Consider the following 18,398-nt stretch of genomic DNA (forward strand, 5'->3'; position numbering starts at 1 on the left):
CGGATGCCTCCGCCCAGAGCCCTCGACGGTCTCCGGTGCAGTCCCACGGCTTTCCCCGCCCGCCCCGGTCTAACCGGTACCAGCATCCGGACAGATGGTTAGGAAGGGCCCCTTCCTATCGCTTTCTGTATAAGAAGGGGCCCTTCCTAACCTGGCGTCCCACCGGCCGGGCGGGCAGCACTTTGTGGGTGAGTTCGCGTACCGTTGCGCGTCATGGGTGTGTCGCAACGGTTGAAGACAAGGGTCCGGCGTTTCCTCCAACGGCCGGGCACCACAGTTGATCTGGCGCCGCTGGAGAAGCTGCTGCCCACGATCGAGGCGCGCGAGGAGGAACTCACCGAACTCGACGACGCCGAGCTGACCGAGGCGGCCGGCCGGGCCGAGGAATTCGTGGAGATCTGCGCGGTGGGTCGTGAGGCCGCCCGGCGCGGGCTCGACCAGCGGCCGTACGACGTCCAGCTGCTGGGCGTCATGTCGCTGCTGGCCGGCAAGGTCGCCGAGATGGCCACCGGTGAGGGCAAGACGCTGACCGCGGCGATCGCCGCGTACGGGCACGTCCGGCGTGGCAACGGGCCGGTGCACGTACTGACCGTCAACGACTACCTGGCCCGCCGGGACGCCGAGTGGATGAAGCCGGTCTACCAGTTGCTGGGCCTGAGTGTCGGCTGGGTGACCGAGGCCTCCACCCGGGACGAGCGGCAGGAGGCGTACGCCTGCGACGTCACCTACGTCTCGGTCAGCGAGGGTGGCTTCGACTTCCTCCGGGACCAGTTGGTCACCGACATCGACGACCGGGTGCAGCCGCCACTGACCACGGCGATCGTGGACGAGGCCGACTCCATCCTGATCGACGAGGCGCGGGTGCCGATGGTGCTGGCCGGCGCGGTCCCCGGCGAGCAGGACCCGGTGCACGCCGCCGCGGCGGTGGTCCGTGGGCTGCGCCCCGGGCGGCACTACCTGGTGGCCGACGACGGTCGCAGCGTCGCCTTCACCGACGCCGGGCTGGTCGAGGTCGAGACCCGGCTCGGCGGGGTCGACCTGTACGACGACGAGCACGTCGAGCAGCTCTCGGCGGTCAACGTCGCCCTGCACGCGCACGCCCTGCTGCACCGCGACGTCGACTACATCGTCCGCAACGACGGGGTCGAGCTGATCGACGAGATGCGCGGCCGGGTCGCGCAGCGCCGCCGCTGGCCCGACGGCCTACAGGCGGCCGTGGAGGCGAAGGAGGGCCTGGACGCCACCGCCGAGGGCGAGGTGCTCGGCACCATCACCGTCCAGGCGTACGTCGCGCTCTACGGCACGGTGTGCGGAATGACCGCCACGGCCGTGCTGGTCGGTGAGCAACTACGCGAGTTCTTCTCCCTCGAGGTCGCGGTGATCCCGCCGAACACCCCGTGTGTACGGGTCGACGACCCCGACCGGATCTACGCCACCCGGGCGGAGAAGGAAGAGGCGCTGATCCAGGAGATCCAGGAGCAGCATGAGACCGGCCGGCCGGTGCTGATCGGCACGCTGGACGTGAAGGAGTCGGAGCGCCTCGCCGAGGCCCTCCAGGACGCCGGAGTGCCGTGCACGGTGCTGAACGCGAAGAACGACGCCGAGGAGGCGGCGATCATCGCCGAGGCCGGCGCGCACGGAGCGGTCACCGTTTCCACCCAGATGGCCGGCCGAGGCGTCGACATCCGGCTGGGCGGCAGTGAGGGGACCGATCGGGACCAGGTGGCCGACCTCGGTGGCCTGTTCGTGATCGGCAGCGGCCGGCACGACAGCCGGCGGGTCGACGACCAGTTGCGTGGTCGCGCCGGGCGTCAGGGCGACCCGGGCCGGTCCGTCTTCGTCGTAAGCCTGGAGGACAACCTGGTCATCCGGCACGCCCCGGACGCCATCCCGGCCTCGCCGAGGATGAACGCCGACGGGTTGGTCACCGACGAGCAGGTGGACTTCGCCGTCGAGCACGCCCAGCGGATCGCGGAGGGCGTCAACCACGAGATCCACCGCAACACCTGGCGGTACAGCGTGGTGATCGAGCAGCAGCGCAAGGCGCTCGCCGAGCGCCGGGAGCGTCTGCTCACCACCGAGGTCGCCGCGCAGATGCTGACCGAGCGGTTCCCGGACCGGGCCAAGGAGATGGACGAGGACCTCCTCTCCCGGGTGGGCCGCTCGATCGCCCTCTACCACCTCGACCAGCTCTGGGCGCACCACCTGGCCGAGCTCTCCGAGGTACGTGAGGGCGTACACCTGCGGGCGCTGGGCCGGCTCGATCCGCTGGACGAGTTCCACCGGTCCGCGGTGCCGGCGTTCAACGCGCTGGTACCGGAGATCGAGACCCGGACGGTGGAGACCTTCGACGAGGCCGAGTTCACCGACGACTGGGAGCCGGACGCGTCCGAGCTGGCGCGGCCGAGTGCCACCTGGACCTATCTGGTCCACGACAACCCGTTCGGTTCCGAACTCGACCGGTTGATCGCGGCGGTCGGACGGAGGCTCAGTTCGGCTCCGCGCTGACAAGTACCACGTTCCGACCACGGGGTTGCCGTCCGGTAGTTGACGGCAACCCCGTGGCGTTCGGGATCGTTCTCTCCTTGGAAACGGGTGGTTTGTCCACCCGGCGCTCGGGTAGTAGCGCAGGTCCGTACCGGCACGGGATCGGTATCGGCGGGGGAGAGGCGACCATGACACAGGCGACGGCACGAACCGGACGTACCGCGGCAGCCGCGGTGGTGGCGGGGGTCCCGGCGCGGTGGTGAGACTGGGGACGACGGAGGTAAGGGCCGAGGCCCCGGGCGTGCTGGAAACCGCAGCCCTGCTCCGCGAGGTGACCGCGGGGCTCATCGCGAGCAGTGACTTCGATACGGCGTTGGACCGGCTGGTGGGTACCGTCCGGGACGCCATTCCGGGAGTGACCTGGTGCGGGGTGACCGTGCTGCGGGCCGGGGCGCCGGCCTCGGTCGCCGCCTCCGAGCCGCGGCTCGGCGACCTCGACGACGTCCGGTACGGCGCCGACGGTCCGGCGATGGTCGCGATCCGTACCCGGGAACTGGTCTGGTCGGCGGACCTGCGGACCGAGACCCGGTGGCGTCCGTGGACCGGCCGCGCGATGGAGTTCGGGGTACGCGGGGTGCTGGCGGTGCCGGTGGACATCGACGCACACGTGGTCGGCGCGATCAGCCTGTACGCCCGCGAGCCCGGCGTGCTCACCGCGAGCCAGCAGCTCACGGCGATGCTCCTCGCCGAGCACGCCGGACTGCTGCTCGGCGCGGTCCGGGACCGTGCCGGGGCCGACCCGACCGGCGAATCCGACGAGACGCTCTCCGCGGGGCAGGTGATCGACCAGGCCGTCGGGGTTATTATGACCCAACGTGGCTGTCCGGCCACGGAGGCGCTGCGGGTGTTGCGTTCCGCCTCGGCGGCTCTGGCCATCCCACTCCGGGACGTGGCCGAGCGGCTGGTCACCTCGGTGGCCCGCCCTCGGGACACCTGACCACCCGCCGTCGCCGTCCGGCGCCCGTACGTCGTCGCGTCGTTTCGGCGCGGCGGCCCGGGGGTAGCAGGCGAGAGCTGGTCGAGGAACGAGCCGGGGAGGCGCCACCATGCAGAGCCGCCTGCGGGTGCACGGACATCCGATCCAGCCGATGCTCGTCACCTTCCCCTTCGGACTCTTCGTCTGTGCGACGGTCTTCGACCTGACCGACGTCCTCGGTGGACCGGCGATGCTGGGCCTGGTCGGCTACTGGACGGCGGTGGCCGCACTGTTCGCGGCCGGACTCGCCGTGGTGGCGGGGATGGTCGACCTGTGGGACGTGCCGGAGGACCGGACCCGTCGGACGGCGGTGACCTTCAACCTGCTGAATGCCTCGGTCGCGGTGCTCTTCGTCTTCGGCTGCCTGATGAGGTCCGGGGTGCCCGAGCACGGGGCGACGGGCGCGCTGGTGCTGGTCGAGTTGCTGGGCCTGCTGGTCGGCGCGGTGGGCGTACGCCTGGGCGCCAGCCTGGTGCGCCAGTTCGACCCGCGGAACACCGAGCCGACCAGCTTCGACGGCTTCGGCCCACCGGCCACCTCGGTCGCCGGTGGATTCGGCCGGCGACGGTCCCGCTGAGCCGTTCCGGCGCAGTCGCGCCGGTGGCCCCCCGCCACCGGTGGATGTCGGCGTTCCGGTGTCAGGAGTGGGCGCTCGCCCGGTGCGCGGCGAGCACGTCGTCACCGAAGTCGCTGTGCGGACGGCGGAGTACGGAGTGCGCGTGGTTGCCGTCCTCGCTGGTGTTGTCGTACTCGATCAGCAGGTCCTCGCCCTGGATCCGGTAGTAGTGGCGTCGTCCGGGCACGGTCGGGCCCTCCCAGGCGAAGTGCAGTTCGCCGGTACCGATTCGGGCGGCCTCCTGAGCGGCGAGTTCCGGCGGAAACCGGTCGAGGTACAGCGCGACGAGCTGGTCGAGCAGCGCCCGCGGTGTCGGTCCGAGCGTCGCGGCGGTCAGGCCGGCCGGCTCGATCCGACTGGCGAATCGGGGTCGGGTGCCGCTGCGGATGTCGGCGGGCGCCTGGTCGGAGACGATCGCGGCGGCGCGGCCGCCGGGGCCGAGCGCGTCCAGCAGCGCCCGGGCCAGGTCCTCCTCGGGTGCGAGTGGACGGCTCACCGCGCGGCCGGCGTAGCTCACCGTGGCCGGGTTCGCGCCGAGGAAGACGGGCGCGGGGGAGACCCGGTCTCCGGCGACCGTCATGGTCACCGAGAGGTGGTGCCCCTCGAACCGCCACGACCAGGCGTCGTCCCGGGCCGGGTCGCCGAAGACCACGATCCGGTAGTCGTCGCTGTGCCGGCCCCGCTGCCAGTTCTCCTGCCGGTCGAGCACCTCTTCCAGGGCCATGATCGTGGCGGCCTGGGCGTAGGCGTGCGGGCTCAACGCCGTCGCCAACAGCCGGTGTGTCACCTTCCGGGCGGTCCGGTCGAGGTCGGCGAGGCAGGCGCCGGGACGGGGCAGCGGGCGGTATTCGATCCAGCGCCGGCCGGCCTCGTCCGCGAACGGGCGTGCGGCGAGTTCCCGGACCGGGCCGGGTAGCGCGTCCAGCAGAGCGGTGGCTGCGGTCCGCATCTGCCCGGCCAGCGTGGTGTTTCGCATCCTCCCTGTATACCGGCTGGTGATCCGGCCCCGGCGCGGAGGTTTCGGGTGTTCCAGCCAGCGCGACCGGCTAGGCTCCGGGCCGGAGCAGGGCGAGCATGTCGGAGAGGTCGAAGAAGACGGCCGTCTCGATCGCCGACGGGCTGCCGTGGGCGGGGTCCGCCCCGGCGCGTACCAACGCGGTCACCGCGTCGGTCGAGCTGCGGAACGCGGCGGCGGCGAGCGCGGTCTGCCCCCGGTCATTGGTACGCGCATGGTCGGCGCCCCGGTCGAGCAGGGCCGCCACCGTCGCCGGGCGCGCGTGGTACGCGGCCAGGATCAGCAACGTGTCGCCCTTGTCGTTGGTCATGTTGACCGGAAGTCCGGCGTCGACGTACCCGATCAGTTCCTCGGTACGGCCGGCGCGCGCGAGGTCGAACATGCGGTGCGCGAACGCCAGGGTCTCCTCGTCCAGTTCCTCGGCCACCGAATCAGCCTAGGTCTGCTCATCGTCGCTGGGTGCGGCTGTTCGGAACCCCGTTGCGGGACGGTCGGTGACGGGCCCGTCGCCGCCGCTTGAAGATCAGTTCCAGGAAGCCCAAAATGTGATCGGGGTCACATCGACGTCCGCTGAGTCCTAGGTAAGGTCTGCACAACCGTCAACCCCTTTCGAAGGGTGCCGCCAGATGTTCAAACACTCCCCACAAGGGTCGCGGCGACTCCGGATCGTCGGGCTCGCCGCATCAGCTTTCCTGGTGGTGACCGTTGCCGTAGCTCCGGCAAGCAGCGCCCAGACACCACCGGTCACAACGGACCCGACCACAGCGGACGTTGCCGCGTTGCCGGGCGTGGACGAGATCTCCAGCAGTCGCAACCTACGCCAGATCGCCAACGTCCCCAAGCAGGGACCTTTCGACAACGAGGGTGCGCTCGGCTCCGACCTGGCGTTCCAGGGGCGTTACGCGTTCGTAGGAAACTACGAGGGGTTCGTCATCTACGACATCAAGAACCCGTCGCGGCCGTCCATCGTGTCCCAGGTGCTCTGCTCGGGCTCGCAGAACGACATCTCCGTCTACGGCGATCTGCTGTTCCTCTCCACCGACTCTCCCCGCAGCGACGACTCGTGCGCCAGCACGGGCGTGCCGAGCAGCGGGACGGTCTGGGAGGGCATGAAGATCTTCGACATCAAGGACAAGGCCAACCCGAGGTACATCAAGTCGGTCAAGACCGCCTGTGGCTCGCACACCCACACCCTGGTGCCGGCCAAGGACCGCAACTCGGTCTACGTCTACGTGTCGTCGTACGGGCCGTCGGCCAGTTACGCCGGCTGCGCGCCGCCGCACGACTCGATCTCCATCATCAAGGTTCCGCTGAAGAAGCCGACCCAGGCCGCCGTGGTGGCCGTGCCGAACCTCTTCCCGGACGGCGGTAACCCGGGTAGCAACGGCAGCTCGACCACGAGCGGCTGCCACGACATCACCGTCTACCCGAGCAAGGACCTGGCCGCCGGTGCCTGCATGGGCGACGGCGTCCTGCTCAACATCGCCAACCGGGAGGCGCCGCGGGTGATCAACCGGGTCCGGGACACGGTGAACTTCTCGTTCTGGCACTCGGCGACGTTCAACAACGACGGCTCGAAGGTGGTCTTCACCGACGAGCTCGGCGGTGGTTCCGGTGCGACCTGTGTCGAGACGGTGGCGCCCACCCGGGGCGCCAACGCCATCTACGACATCACCGGCCGGGGCGACAGCCGCAGCCTGGTGTTCAAGAGCTACTACAAGATCCCGCGCCTGAACACCACGCTGGAGAACTGCGTGGCGCACAACGGCTCGCTGATCCCGGTGCTCGGTCGCGACATCATGGTCCAGGCGTGGTACCAGGGCGGCATCTCGGTCTGGGACTTCACCAACTCGGCCCGACCGGTCGAGCTGGGCTACTGGGAGCGCGGCCCGCTCTCGGCGGACCGGCGGGTCATCGGCGGCTCGTGGTCGGCGTACTGGTACAACGGCAACATCTACTCCAGCGACATCCAGAAGGGTCTGGACGTGCTGGAGATGAACGACTGGCGGATCTGGACGGCGCACCTGACCAAGGTCAAGGAGCTCAACGTGCAGAGCCAGCCCGGCTACCTGGGCAGCAACTGGTAGACGGACCCGCACCGACGAGCGGCCCGGTTTCCCTGGCAGGGGAACCGGGCCGCCTCGCGTTCGGCATCAGCAGCGGCTCCCCGAGTCCGGAAGCCCGTTCCCGGGCCGGCCGGCGGGTGTCGACGGGGCGCGTGATAGCTTGCCCGACCGGTGAAGGGAGGGCCGTGGACGAGAGTGTCTACGTGGGCAACGCGGGTGTGGACGGCGCGGACAACGGAGGCTGGCTGCTCGGCCACTTCATGCCGCCCGGCCTGGATCCCCGGCACAGCGCCGATGTCGAGGTCAAGTGGGGCGTGCACCCGCCCGGTGACACCCGGGCGGAGTGGGTGACCGGCGAACGGCGTACCGCCCTGCTCGTACTGGTCTCCGGCCGGTTCCACGTCGAGCTGCGGGACCGTACCGTCGTACTGGCCAAGCCCGGTGACTACGTGATCTGGGGGCCCGGCGTGGACCACTCGTGGCTGGCGCCGGAGGAGGCGGTGGTGTTGACCGTCCGCTGGCCCTCGGTCGCCGGCTACAAGGTCGTACCACGCTGATCTCTTGTGGGGTGTCTCCGGACTGCCCCGGTGGCCGGGCCGACCGCCGTGCCGACGGCGCGGCGGGCCGGTCCCCGGGCACCGGGGCGGACGGCGCTGGTCAGCCGAGGGTGCAGCCGACCGTCGGTGCCGGATTGCTGCCGTTCCAACTGCCGATGAAGCCGAACGTCGCCGAGCCGCCGGGGGCGAGCGCACCGTTCCAGCCCGCGTCGCGGGCGCTGGCGGTGGCCCCGCTCTGGCTGAGCTGGGCGTTCCAGGCCTGGCTGACCTGCTGGCCGGCGCCGAAGACCAGTTGCGCGGTCCAGGTCCGGCTGGCCGAGGTGCCGTTGTTCCGGACCGTGACCTCACCCTGGAATCCGCCCTGCCACTCGCCGGCGGACCGGTAGGTGGCCGTACAGCCGCCGGTCGTGGGCGGAGTGGTCGTCGCCGGTGGGGTGCGGGTCGGGGTAGGGGTGGGAGTCCGGGTCGGGGTGGGCGTGGGGGTGGGAGTCCGGGTCGGAGTCGGAGTCGCGGTCGGGGTGACGCCGTTCAGGGCCGCGACCAGCGCCGGGTACCACCGGTCGGACATCTTCTGATCCCCGGCGGCGTTCGGGTGTACGCCGTCGTAGGTGTCGCTGCCGGTGCTGAAGCCCGTCCACTGGTCCACGACCACGACCGGCGACGCGCTGGTGGTCTTCGAGGCTGCCCAGCCGGGTATGGCGTCGTTGAGCGCGACCACCCGCTGGGCACACTCGGCACAGGTGCTCGGCGCCATGGGAATGATCTTCGCGACCAGTACCTTCATGCCGGCGTTGCTGGCCCGCATCTGGTCCACCAGTTTCCCGTACGCGGCCAGGATGGTCGCCGGAGCCCGGTTGCTCCAGACGTCATTGGTGCCGAAGTGCATCAGCACGATGTCCGGGCGGGTGGCTGCCAGCCAGGGCGGCAACTGGTTCTGGTCGGCCACGTTCGTCACCAGCGCGCCGCCGTGGCCTTCGTTCTCCCCGTCGTACGGCTGTCCGCAGCCCTGTGGTCCGAGTGTTCCGACGAAGTCGACGTTGGTGTAGCCGGTGCTCTGCAACCGGTTCCAGAGCATGGAGCGCCAGCAGCCGGGGGAACCGGTGATCGAGTCACCGAGCGGCATGATGCGGACGGGCGCGGGTGCCGCCGGTTGTGCGGGCTGCGCGATGACGAGCGTCCCGAGGGCCACGACGAGCGCGGCGAGGACGGCGTTGAGCAGGGGCCTGCGGAGCATGATCGTCTCCTGTCACGGTGATGGGTGTTACCTGCCCGGCCCTTGCTCCCGGGATATTGAAGCAGGTAACTGTGCTTCAACTCAACCGGTCAAGTCGGCGGAACGCTGGCCGGGCCGGTGCCGGCCTTCCGCTCGTGGTGAACCGGTCTTGACGCGGTGAGGACGCCGACGAGGATGAGTTGATGTCTGAGCGAGCTGCGGCGGTACGCCGGCTGGACCTTGGTTACTTCGTCCGCCCGGCCGTGGAGGTGGGCGGGCCGGAACCGAGGGTCGAGCCGGCGTACGGCTATCTGGTCCGGCGGCCCGAGGGACTGCTCCTGTTCGACACCGGCATCGGTACGGTGGACCCGGACACCGAGGCCCACTACCGGCCGCGCCGCCGTCCGCTGATGACCGCACTGGACGCCGCCGGGGTGGGACTGGACGAGATCACGATGGTGGTCAACTGCCACCTGCACTTCGACCACTGTGGAGGAAACCCGGCGCTGGCCGGGCGCCCGATCGTCGTGCAGCGTACGGAACTCGCCGTCGCCCGCGCGCCGGGCCACACGATCCCCGAACTTGTCGACTTTCCGGATGCCCGGTACGAGGAACTGGACGGCGAGGCCGAGATCTGGCCGGATGTCTGGATCATTCCTACCCCCGGGCACACCGCCGGACACCAGTCCCTGGCCCTGCGCCAGTCTGACGGTACGGTGATCCTCGCCGGACAGGCCCGGGACTTCGCCACCCAGTACGGCTCGGACGAGCTGGCGCTGCGGGCCGCGCGGGACGGGGTGGCCGACCCACTGCCGCCGGTGCCGGAGTGGCTGCCCCGGCTGGTCGACCTCGACCCGGCCCGGGTCCTCTTCGCCCACGACGGCGCGGTCTGGGAGCCGGCCACGTGGTAGGGCAGACGGGTCAGACCTGGTCGAGGGGGCGGTGCGGCTCCGCCGGCAGTTCGATCCGGATCTCGTCGCCGGGTCGGATCTCGCCGCCTTCGCGTACCACGCCCATCACGCCGGCCAGGCGGACCAGCTCGCCCGCCTCGGTCCGGCCGACGACCCGCTTCAGCAGCCCTGACTGGAAGTTGTCGATCTGCGCGCACGGGTTGCGCAGCCCGGTCACCTCGACCACCGCCGCGTCGCCGAGCCGGAGCAGGGTGCCGACGGGCAGGCCGAGCAGGTCCACGCCCCGGGTGGTGACGTTCTCGCCCATCTCACCGGGCATGACCTGGTGACCGGCCGCACGGAGTTCGTCGTGCAGTTCGGAGTGGATCAGGTGCACCTGACGCAGGTTGGGCAGGTTCGGATCCCGGGCCACCCGGGAGCGGTGCTTGACGGTGACGCCGAGATGCGCGTCACCCTCCACGCCCAGCCCGGCCAGCAGCCGGATGCTGGCCCGGGTCGGTTTGCTGAAATGGTGCCCCTCGTCCCGGGCCACCGCCGTCACCACCGCCGCGCTCATCCGACCTCCCCGTCGACCGGTACGTCGCGTCCACCTGGGCGGTCGCGACCACCCGCCGATCGTAATCGGCCGGCGTCCGGCGTCCGATGCCGGTTATGTCGTCGGCCGGGACCCCCTTCGGTCGGGACCTCAGTCCCGCAGGAGGGCGTCGAGGGTGTGCCGGGCCGTGTCGGCCATCACGGGATTGGTGTCGACGTAGTACGGCAGGGCCGCGATCGCCTGGAGCAGGGCCCAGCCGCGCCCGCGTTCCCAGGTCGCGTCGTCGACGCCGAGCGCGCGGCGGTAGGTCGCCCGTGGGCCGGGGGTCAGCAGGTTCCACGCCGGCATGAGGTCCACCGCCGGATCACCGATCCGGACCGTCTCGAGGTCGATGACCGCCGCGAGCCGGCCGTGGCGTACCAGGAGGTTGCCCGGCATGAGGTCGGCGTGGATCCAGGCGTCGGCGGCGTCCCGGGGTGGCGCGTCGAGACAGCGGGTCCAGATCCGGGCCAGCCGGGTCGTGTCGGTGAGGTGGTGGCTCTCGGCGAGGCAACGGCGTACGTAGTCGTCGTGTACGTGCAGCGGGCCGCCTCGACCACGCCCGTGCCCCGTCCGGCCCTCGGTGTCCACCGCGTGCAGGGCGTTGACGAATCCGGCGAGATCGCGGGCGAACCCGTCCAGGTCGCCGATCCGCCGCGCGTCCACGGTCTCCCCGGGAATCCACCGGTACACCGTCCACGGACCGGGGTAGCCGTCGCCCGGCTCGCCGAAGCCGAGTGGCTCCGGCACCGCGAGCGGCACCCGCGGGGCGATCCGGCGTGCGTTGTCCTGTTCGGCGAGCAGTTCGGCCCGCAGGTCGGCGTCGAGGCTCGGTTGCAGCGGAAACCGCAGGACGATCTCGTCGCCGAGCCGGAAGAGCGCGTTCACGGTGCCGTGCGAGCGGAGCGGAGACACCGGGCGGCCACGCCACTGCGGAAACTGGGCGGCGACGAGCGCGGCCACCACCTCGGCACCGACGTCGACCTGATCCGCGTGCATCCTCACGCGTGGATCATTCCATCCAGGGCGACGGGTGGCGCGAACAGGTCGCTCCGCGATGAGTTGCAGCATGTTACTTCTCCGAACAGATCAGTAACGAATTGGCCATTGTCCGCCCCGACCTGTGTCACTAAAGTCCTACGCCATCCGGCCCGAAAATCACAAGGTCAGCAAGCTCCACACCGACGGGCACCGCCCAACCCGGTGCCGAGGAGGTACGACCATGGCAGAGATCATTCGCGCGGCCCTGGTGCAGACGAACTGGACCGGTGACAAGGAATCGATGATCAAAGCACACGAGGAGTACGCCCGACAGGCGGCGACCCAGGGTGCGAAGGTCATCTGCTTCCAGGAGCTCTTCTACGGCCCGTACTTCTGTCAGGTGCAGGACCAGGGCTACTACGCGTACGCCGAGTCGATCCCCGGGCCGACCACCGAACGGTTCGCCGCGCTCGCCGCCCAACTCGGGATGGTGATGGTGCTGCCGATGTACGAACAGGAACAGCCGGGCGTGCTCTACAACACCGCCGCCGTGATCGACGCCGACGGAACCTTTCTCGGTAAATATCGGAAGACGCATATTCCACAGGTGAAGGGATTCTGGGAGAAGTTCTACTTCCGGCCCGGAAATCTGGGTTATCCGGTCTTCGACACCGCCGTCGGCCGGATCGGCGTCTACATCTGCTACGACCGGCACTTTCCCGAGGGCTGGCGGGCACTCGGCCTGGCCGGCGCCACGGTGGTGTTCAACCCGTCGGCGACCAGCCGGGGTCTGTCGGCGTACCTGTGGAAGCTGGAGCAGCCGGCCTCGGCGGTGGCCAACGAGTACTTCGTCGGCGCGATCAACCGGGTCGGGGTCGAGGACCTCGGCGAGAACGACTTCTACGGCACCTCGTACTTCGTCGACCCGGAGGGGCAGTTCGTCGGGGAGGTCGGCGTCGACCACGCCCCGGAGCTGATCGTCCGGGATCTCGACCTCGGGCTGCTCGCCGAGGTCCGCGACCGGTGGGCGTTCTACCGGGACCGCCGCCCGGACGCGTACGACAGCCTGGTCCGGCCGTAGCCAGGGGAGGGCGAACCATGGGACTGCTGATCAGCGGTGGCACCGTCGTCGGGCCGACCGGGACGCACCGCGCCGACGTACTGGTCGAGGGCGAGACGATCGCCGCGCTGTTCGCCCCCGGCCGGGCGCCGGACGGCGACCACGGAACGATCGACGCGACCGGGAAGTACGTCATCCCGGGCGGCGTCGACGTGCACACGCACATGGAACTGCCGTTCGGCGGTACGAACGCCAGTGACACCTTCGACACCGGCACCCGGGCGGCCGCGTACGGCGGCACCACCACAATCGTCGACTTCGCGGTGCAGCGGACCGGTGAGGTGGTACAGGACGGGCTGGCCGCCTGGCACGCCAAGGCCGACGACAACTGTCACGTCGACTACGCGTTCCACATGATCCTGGGCGGGGTCGACGACGACGCGCTCAAGGCGATGGACCAGCTCGTCGCCGACGAGGGGATCAGCAGCTTCAAGCTGTTCATGGCGTACCCGGGGGTGTTCTACTCCGACGACGGCCAGATCCTCCGGGCGATGCAGCGGGCCCGGGAGAACGGCGCCATGATCATGATGCACGCCGAGAACGGCATCGCGATCGACGTCCTCGTCCAGCAGGCGCTGGCCCGGGGCGACACCGACCCGATCCATCACGGCCTGACCCGGCCGGCGGCCCTGGAGGCCGAGGCGACCCACCGGGCGATCCGGCTCGCCGAGGTGGCCCGGGACTGCCCGCTCTACATCGTGCACCTCTCCGCCAGCCAGGCCCTGGAACAGGTCGCGGCGGCCCGGGACGCCGGCCGGAACGTCTTCGCCGAGACCTGCCCGCAGTACCTCTACCTGACCCTGGAGGACCAGCTCGGCGCGCCCGGCTTCGAGGGCGCCAAGTGGGTCTGCTCGACCCCGCTGCGCAGCGGGCGCGAGTCGCACCACCGGGACCTGTGGCAGGGGCTGCGTAGCAACGACCTGGCGGTGGTCTCCACCGACCACTGCCCGTTCTGCTTCAAGGACCAGAAGGAACTCGGCCTCGGCGACTTCTCGAAGATCCCGAACGGGATCGGTGGGGTGGAGCACCGGGTCGACCTGCTCTACCAGGGCGTCGTCGACGGCAAGCTGACCCTGGAACGGTGGGTGGAGACCATCGCCACCACTCCGGCCCGGATGTTCGGGCTCTATCCACGCAAGGGGATCCTCGCGCCGGGCTCCGACGCCGACATCGTGCTCTACGACCCGACCGGCCGGACCAGCATCGGCGTCGGGACCCACCACATGAACATGGACCACTCGGCGTACGAGGGCTACGAGATCGCGGGACGGGTCGACACGGTCCTGTCCCGGGGCACCGTACTGCTCGCCGACGGGACGTACCACGGGCGGCGCGGCCACGGCCGGTTCCTGCGGCGCGGCCTGTCGACGTACCTGAGCTGAGGCGGGAAGGAGGTGGCGTGATGCGGGAGATTCCACACTGGATCGACGGGACCGAGGTTTCCGGCACCGGCGACCGGCGGCTGCCGGTCTACGACCCGGCCACCGGCGAGCGGCAGGCCGAGGTGGTCGCCGCGACCGGTCCGGAGGTACGGGCCGCCGTCCGGTCGGCCGCCGCCGCGCAACCGGGCTGGCGGGCGGCGTCGCTGTCCCGGCGTGCGGAGGTGATGTTCCGGTTCCGCGACCTGGTGGACGGCAACCGGATCCAGCTCGCCACCCTGCTCTCCGCCGAACACGGCAAGACGGTCGCCGACGCGGCCGGTGAGGTGGCCCGGGGCCTGGAGAACGTCGAGTTCGCCACCGGCGCCCCACACCTGCTCAAGGGTGGCTACAGCGAGCAGGCGGCGACCGGGGTCGACGTGTATTCGATCCGTCAGCCACTCGGCGTGGTCGCCGGGATCACCCCGTTCAACTTCCCGGCCATGGTGCCGATGTGGATGTTCTGCACCGCGTTGGTCGCCGGGAACACCTTCGTGCTCAAGCCCAGCGAGAAGGACCCGAGCGTCTCGTTGCTCCTGGCCGACCTGCTGCGCCGGGCCGGGCTGCCGGACGGGGCGTTCAACGTGGTCCAGGGGGACCGGTCGGCGGTCGAGGCGCTGATCGCCGACCCCGACATCGCGGCGCTCTCCTTCGTCGGCTCGACCCCGGTGGCCCGATCGGTCTACGAGGCCGGAACCCGGGCCGGCAAGCGGGTCCAGGCGCTCGGCGGCGCCAAGAACCACATGGTGGTGCTGCCGGACGCGGATGTCGACGCCGCGGCCGACGCCGCCGTCTCGGCCGGCTTCGGCTCGGCGGGGGAGCGCTGCATGGCCGTCTCGGTGGTGGTCGCGGTCGGTGCCGTCGCCGACCGGCTGGTCGAGGCGATCGCCGAGCGGATCGGCCGGATCCGGGTCGGCCCGGCCAGTGATCCGGACGCCGAGATGGGACCGCTGATCACCGGCGAGCACCGGGACCGGGTGCGGTCGTACCTCGACCGGCCAGGTGGACAGGTGGTGGTCGACGGGCGGACGCTGCCGGCCGCCGACGGGCCCGGCTTCTTCCTCGGTCCGTCGCTGGTCGACCACGTGGCGACCGACTCCGCCTACTACACCGACGAGATCTTCGGGCCGGTGTTGTCGGTGGTCCGGGCGCGGACCTACGACGAGGCCGTGGCCCTGGTGAACACCTGCGAGTACGGCAACGGGACCGCGATCTTCACCCGGGACGGCGGAGCGGCCCGCCGGTTCCAGTACGACGTCGTCTGCGGGATGGTCGGGGTCAACGTGCCGATCCCGGTTCCGGTCGCCTACTACAGCTTCGGCGGCTGGAAGGCGTCCCTCTTCGGCGACCTGCACGTGTACGGCCCGGACGGGCTGGCCTTCTGCACCCGGACCAAGGTGGTGACCTCGCGTTGGCCCGATCCGGCGACCAGCGGGGTCGACCTCGGCTTCCCGAAGGTGCGGTGAGCGGCGGTGGACATCGGCGTCGTCTTCCAGTGCGACCCGCCGGCCAGCGAGGTGGTGGAGCTGGCCCGGCGGGCCGAGGCGGCCGGGTTCAGTCACGTGTGGACGTTCGACTCGCACCTGCTGTGGCAGGAGCCGTTCGTGATCTACTCCCAGATCCTGGCCCGGACCGAGCGGGTGATCGTGGGGCCGATGGTGACCAATCCGGGTACCCGGGACTGGACCGTCACCGCCTCCCTCTTCGCCACCCTCAACGAGATGTACGGCAACCGGACGGTCTGCGGGATCGGCCGGGGCGACTCGGCGCTGCGTACCCTGGGCCACCCGCCGACGACCATCGCCGAACTCCGGGACTGCGTCACGGTGATCCGGGAACTGGCGCACGGCCGGACCGCCGACTACCGGGGGCGCCCGGTGAGCTTCCCGTGGGTCTCCGGCGGCGCGCTGGAGGTGTGGATCGCCGCGTACGGCCCGCGGGCGCTGGCCCTGGCTGGTGAGCTGGGGGACGGCTACATCCTGCAACTCGCCGACCCGGACATCGCGGCCTGGATGATCGCGGCGGTACGCGACGCGGCGGAACGGGCCGGCCGGGACCCGGCGGCGATCCGGTTCTGCGTCGCCGCCCCGGCGTACGTCGGCGACGACCTGGCGCACCAGCGCGACCAGTGCCGGTGGTTCGGCGGCATGGTGGGCAACCACGTCGCCGACATCGTCGCCCGGTACGGCACCGGTACGGGTGCCGCCGCCGTGCCGAAGGCGCTCACCGAGTACATCGCCGGCCGCCGGGGGTACGACTACGCCGAGCACGGCCGGGCCGGCAACCGGCACACCGACTTCGTGCCGGACGGGATCGTCGACCGGTTCTGCCTGCTCGGTCCGGTCTCCGCACACCTGGACAGGCTCGCCGCGCTGCGGGAACTCGGCGTCGACCAGTTCGCCCTCTATCTCCAGCACGACGACAAGGAGCACACGTTGGCCGCGTACGGCGAGTCGGTCATTCCGGCGCTGGGCGGGTCGGTACCGGCCGGTTCCTGAACGACCACGTCCGTACCGGGCCGGAGGGTTGTGGGATAACCTATAAAACAGGTAGGTTTTATGGGCTACTCTTCTCGGTAGTCGAACGCCTGCCACGAGGACCCACAAATGATCTCCATTTCTTCGGACCCGCTGACCATCGCTCGCCGGTACGCCACAGAGGCGGCCGGCCCGACGGGCTGGCCCGTCCCGCTCCAGTTCGATCCGGCGGAGCGCTGGTACCACCGGCTCGCCGCCGCCACCGACCACGAGGTCTGGCTGCTGACCTGGCTGCCCGGTCAGCACACGGACCTGCACGACCACGGCGGATCGGCGGGAGCGTTCCTGGTCGCCGCCGGGACGCTGACCGAGGAGACGGTGGTCGGTGCTGGACTGCGCCCGCGCGCACTCGCCACGGGCGCCGGTCGCCGCTTCGGCGCCCGGCACGTGCACCGGGTGAGCAACCGGGGTGACCGGCCCGCCGTGAGCGTGCACGTCTACCGCCCCGCGCTGCGCAGCATGACCCGCTATCACCTCGACGGCGGGCGGCTGCGGGTCGCCGAGGTGGCCGAGGCGGGAGTCGCCTGGTGAGCGGAACCACCGCGCGGTGCGGGACCGAGGCCCGATACGACGGAAGGACAGTACGGTGAACCTGACCAACCTCCGAGAGCCACTCGGCGAGTGTGCGGGAGCGCAGGCCCCGGTGGGTTCGAGGAGCATAGACGAGATCCTCGGCGCCGCCCGGGTGCGGCTGCGTCGCCTGGAGCCGGAGGCGGCGCACCTCGCCGCCCGTGCCGGCGCGGTGCTGGTGGACATCCGTCCGGCCGCCCAACGGGCCGCCACCGGATCCGTCCCCGGCGCGCTGGTCATCGAACGGAACGTCCTGGAGTGGCGACTCGACCCGCGCAGCGCCGCCCGGCTGCCCGTCGCCGACCGGTACGACCTGCCCGTCATCGTCCTCTGCCAGGAGGGCTACACCTCGTCGCTGGCCGCCGCCGCGTTGCAGGACCTCGGTCTGCGGCTGGCCACCGACGTCATCGGCGGGTTCGTCGCCTGGCGAGGGCTCGGACTGCCGGCCTTCGGGCCGACGGACGTCTACGCCCAACCCACCCCCGCGCCGCTGGAAACCGTCCGGCGGGCGTTCACCTGACCCGCGCGCCACCGCGTGCGGGGACCGGACCGCGTCCCACGAAGGAGCTCCCATGTCCGTCGTCGCCATCCACCCCCGCACGCACCCGCCGGCCGCGCCGCCCCGGGCCGGATCGCCCCGGCGGCGGCCCCCGTCCGCCGGGGACGTGCCGGTCCTGCGGGTCACCGTCGACGTACCACTGGTCGGCGAGCGGCTCACCCCGGAACTCTCGCTGCTCCTCGATCTGGTCCGGGACCTGGTCGACCGGGGCGCGGGCGTCGCGGCGGTGACCGGAGTGACCGGGTCGACCCGGGCGGCGGCGGTCGGCGCCGAGCCGGCCCCGGCCGGGCCGGTCGGGGAGGTCGACCCGGCCGGCGCCCCCGGCGACGCGTCGGGCCCCGCGGGTACGGGCGACGCGCCGGCCCTGCGGGTGCTGACCGGGCCCCGGGTCGTGCTCCGGGGCGGAACCCCCGTTCCGTTCACCCGCCTCGAGTTCGACCTGCTGGTGTTCCTGGCCCGACATCCCCGCCGGGTGTTCACCCGGTTGCAGTTGCTCAGCAACGTCTGGGGCTACGAGCACGCCGTGGCCCGCACCGTCGACGTGCACGTACGTCGGCTGCGGGCCAAGGCGGGCGACGCGACCCCGCTGGTGACCACGGTGCACGGGGTGGGTTACCGGCTCGCCGACGATGCCCGGGTCCGGATCGACGACGGCGACGACGGCGACACCGGTGATGGCGTCGGCGACGGCTGGGGCCCCGGCGTCTCGTTGCTGTGAGCGGTGCCGGTACCCGGGCT

At 71.0% G+C, this 18,398-nt stretch carries 18 protein-coding genes; 13 read left to right on the forward strand and 5 right to left on the reverse strand.

Going from position 1 to position 18,398, the window contains the following annotated elements; all coding sequences use genetic code 11:
• Positions 1-213: 213 nt before the first annotated feature.
• The 3 genes from secA2 to H4W31_RS29155 all read left to right on the forward strand — a co-directional run bounded on the left by secA2 (position 214) and on the right by H4W31_RS29155 (position 4,100).
• Positions 214-2,508, forward strand: a complete 2,295-nt coding sequence (secA2, locus tag H4W31_RS29145; protein ID WP_192769562.1) for an accessory Sec system translocase SecA2 — start codon at positions 214-216, stop codon at positions 2,506-2,508.
• A gap of 238 nt (positions 2,509-2,746) precedes the next feature.
• Positions 2,747-3,484 carry a GAF and ANTAR domain-containing protein gene (locus tag H4W31_RS29150; RefSeq protein ID WP_192772473.1) on the forward strand — a complete coding sequence of 246 codons (738 nt, stop codon included), beginning with the start codon at positions 2,747-2,749 and terminating at the stop codon, positions 3,482-3,484.
• A gap of 109 nt (positions 3,485-3,593) precedes the next feature.
• Entirely contained in the window at positions 3,594-4,100 is a 507-nt protein-coding gene (locus H4W31_RS29155) for a DUF2231 domain-containing protein (protein ID WP_192769563.1), read from the forward strand.
• Between the two features lie 61 nt (positions 4,101-4,161).
• Here H4W31_RS29155 and H4W31_RS29160 read toward each other — a convergent pair whose 3' ends face one another.
• Both H4W31_RS29160 and H4W31_RS29165 read right to left on the reverse strand, forming a co-directional pair.
• On the reverse strand, positions 4,162-5,115 hold the full coding sequence (locus tag H4W31_RS29160) for a DUF3500 domain-containing protein (protein WP_192769564.1): 954 nt from the start codon (positions 5,113-5,115) through the stop codon (positions 4,162-4,164).
• 70 nt (positions 5,116-5,185) lie between these two features.
• Complete coding sequence (locus H4W31_RS29165) at positions 5,186-5,536, reverse strand: ankyrin repeat domain-containing protein (protein WP_225947222.1); 351 nt, start codon at positions 5,534-5,536, stop codon at positions 5,186-5,188.
• A gap of 244 nt (positions 5,537-5,780) precedes the next feature.
• On the opposite strand from H4W31_RS29165, the gene H4W31_RS29170 reads away from it, so the two are divergent.
• On the forward strand, positions 5,781-7,241 hold the full coding sequence (locus H4W31_RS29170) for an LVIVD repeat-containing protein (protein WP_192769566.1): 1,461 nt from the start codon (positions 5,781-5,783) through the stop codon (positions 7,239-7,241).
• Positions 7,242-7,405: 164 nt separating this feature from the next.
• Entirely contained in the window at positions 7,406-7,777 is a 372-nt protein-coding gene (locus H4W31_RS29175; protein WP_192769567.1) for a cupin domain-containing protein, read from the forward strand.
• Between the two features lie 100 nt (positions 7,778-7,877).
• Here the strand turns inward: H4W31_RS29175 and H4W31_RS29180 are convergent, their stop codons facing one another.
• Entirely contained in the window at positions 7,878-9,011 is a 1,134-nt protein-coding gene (locus tag H4W31_RS29180) for a cellulose binding domain-containing protein (RefSeq protein WP_192769568.1), read from the reverse strand.
• A 182-nt stretch (positions 9,012-9,193) separates the two neighbouring features.
• Between H4W31_RS29180 and H4W31_RS29185 the strand changes: the two genes are divergently transcribed.
• Positions 9,194-9,901 (forward strand): N-acyl homoserine lactonase family protein, encoded by a 708-nt coding sequence (locus H4W31_RS29185; RefSeq protein ID WP_192769569.1) that lies wholly within the window; start codon positions 9,194-9,196, stop codon positions 9,899-9,901.
• A gap of 10 nt (positions 9,902-9,911) precedes the next feature.
• On the opposite strand, the gene H4W31_RS29190 is transcribed toward H4W31_RS29185, so the two are convergent.
• Together H4W31_RS29190 and H4W31_RS29195 are read right to left on the reverse strand one after the other, a co-directional pair.
• Complete coding sequence (locus H4W31_RS29190) at positions 9,912-10,457, reverse strand: MOSC domain-containing protein (RefSeq protein ID WP_192769570.1); 546 nt, start codon at positions 10,455-10,457, stop codon at positions 9,912-9,914.
• Positions 10,458-10,586: 129 nt separating this feature from the next.
• Positions 10,587-11,474: an aminoglycoside phosphotransferase family protein gene (locus H4W31_RS29195; protein ID WP_192772474.1), complete on the reverse strand. Its 888-nt coding sequence runs from the start codon at positions 11,472-11,474 to the stop codon at positions 10,587-10,589.
• Positions 11,475-11,697: 223 nt separating this feature from the next.
• Between H4W31_RS29195 and H4W31_RS29200 the strand changes: the two genes are divergently transcribed.
• The 7 genes from H4W31_RS29200 to H4W31_RS43895 all read left to right on the forward strand — a co-directional run bounded on the left by H4W31_RS29200 (position 11,698) and on the right by H4W31_RS43895 (position 18,378).
• Positions 11,698-12,537, forward strand: coding sequence for a nitrilase-related carbon-nitrogen hydrolase (locus H4W31_RS29200; RefSeq protein ID WP_192769571.1), 840 nt, complete (start codon positions 11,698-11,700; stop codon positions 12,535-12,537).
• A gap of 17 nt (positions 12,538-12,554) precedes the next feature.
• The gene (gene hydA, locus H4W31_RS29205) at positions 12,555-13,958 is read left to right on the forward strand and encodes a dihydropyrimidinase (protein ID WP_192769572.1); all 1,404 of its coding nucleotides are present in this window, start codon (positions 12,555-12,557) and stop codon (positions 13,956-13,958) included.
• A gap of 20 nt (positions 13,959-13,978) precedes the next feature.
• Entirely contained in the window at positions 13,979-15,460 is a 1,482-nt protein-coding gene (locus tag H4W31_RS29210) for a CoA-acylating methylmalonate-semialdehyde dehydrogenase (RefSeq protein WP_192769573.1), read from the forward strand.
• Positions 15,461-15,466: 6 nt separating this feature from the next.
• Complete coding sequence (locus tag H4W31_RS29215) at positions 15,467-16,492, forward strand: TIGR03842 family LLM class F420-dependent oxidoreductase (RefSeq protein ID WP_192769574.1); 1,026 nt, start codon at positions 15,467-15,469, stop codon at positions 16,490-16,492.
• A gap of 108 nt (positions 16,493-16,600) precedes the next feature.
• Positions 16,601-17,062, forward strand: coding sequence for a cysteine dioxygenase (locus H4W31_RS29220; RefSeq protein WP_192769575.1), 462 nt, complete (start codon positions 16,601-16,603; stop codon positions 17,060-17,062).
• 55 nt (positions 17,063-17,117) lie between these two features.
• A complete protein-coding gene (locus H4W31_RS29225) occupies positions 17,118-17,621 on the forward strand; it encodes a rhodanese-like domain-containing protein (RefSeq protein WP_318783463.1) in 504 nt (167 codons plus the stop codon).
• Between the two features lie 52 nt (positions 17,622-17,673).
• A complete protein-coding gene (locus H4W31_RS43895; RefSeq protein WP_192769576.1) occupies positions 17,674-18,378 on the forward strand; it encodes a winged helix-turn-helix domain-containing protein in 705 nt (234 codons plus the stop codon).
• The last annotated feature ends 20 nt before the right edge of the window (positions 18,379-18,398 follow it).

Source organism: Plantactinospora soyae, assembly GCF_014874095.1.
Lineage (GTDB): Bacteria > Actinomycetota > Actinomycetes > Mycobacteriales > Micromonosporaceae > Plantactinospora > Plantactinospora soyae.

Excerpts from the sequence above, each read along its gene's own strand:
- H4W31_RS29170 (WP_192769566.1), top strand. The coding sequence starts at position 5,781 with ATGTTCAAACACTCCCCACAAGGGTCGCGGCGACTCCGGATCGTCGGG.
- H4W31_RS29220 (WP_192769575.1), top strand. The coding sequence starts at position 16,601 with ATGATCTCCATTTCTTCGGACCCGCTGACCATCGCTCGCCGGTACGCC.
- H4W31_RS43895 (WP_192769576.1), top strand. The coding sequence starts at position 17,674 with ATGTCCGTCGTCGCCATCCACCCCCGCACGCACCCGCCGGCCGCGCCG.
- H4W31_RS29155 (WP_192769563.1), top strand. The coding sequence starts at position 3,594 with ATGCAGAGCCGCCTGCGGGTGCACGGACATCCGATCCAGCCGATGCTC.
- H4W31_RS29210 (WP_192769573.1), top strand. The coding sequence starts at position 13,979 with ATGCGGGAGATTCCACACTGGATCGACGGGACCGAGGTTTCCGGCACC.
- H4W31_RS29185 (WP_192769569.1), top strand. The coding sequence starts at position 9,194 with ATGTCTGAGCGAGCTGCGGCGGTACGCCGGCTGGACCTTGGTTACTTC.
- secA2 (WP_192769562.1), top strand. The coding sequence starts at position 214 with ATGGGTGTGTCGCAACGGTTGAAGACAAGGGTCCGGCGTTTCCTCCAA.
- H4W31_RS29195 (WP_192772474.1), bottom strand. The coding sequence starts at position 11,474 with ATGCACGCGGATCAGGTCGACGTCGGTGCCGAGGTGGTGGCCGCGCTC.
- H4W31_RS29180 (WP_192769568.1), bottom strand. The coding sequence starts at position 9,011 with ATGCTCCGCAGGCCCCTGCTCAACGCCGTCCTCGCCGCGCTCGTCGTG.
- H4W31_RS29165 (WP_225947222.1), bottom strand. The coding sequence starts at position 5,536 with ATGTTCGACCTCGCGCGCGCCGGCCGTACCGAGGAACTGATCGGGTAC.
- hydA (WP_192769572.1), top strand. The coding sequence starts at position 12,555 with ATGGGACTGCTGATCAGCGGTGGCACCGTCGTCGGGCCGACCGGGACG.
- H4W31_RS29200 (WP_192769571.1), top strand. The coding sequence starts at position 11,698 with ATGGCAGAGATCATTCGCGCGGCCCTGGTGCAGACGAACTGGACCGGT.
- H4W31_RS29160 (WP_192769564.1), bottom strand. The coding sequence starts at position 5,115 with ATGCGAAACACCACGCTGGCCGGGCAGATGCGGACCGCAGCCACCGCT.
- H4W31_RS29190 (WP_192769570.1), bottom strand. The coding sequence starts at position 10,457 with ATGAGCGCGGCGGTGGTGACGGCGGTGGCCCGGGACGAGGGGCACCAT.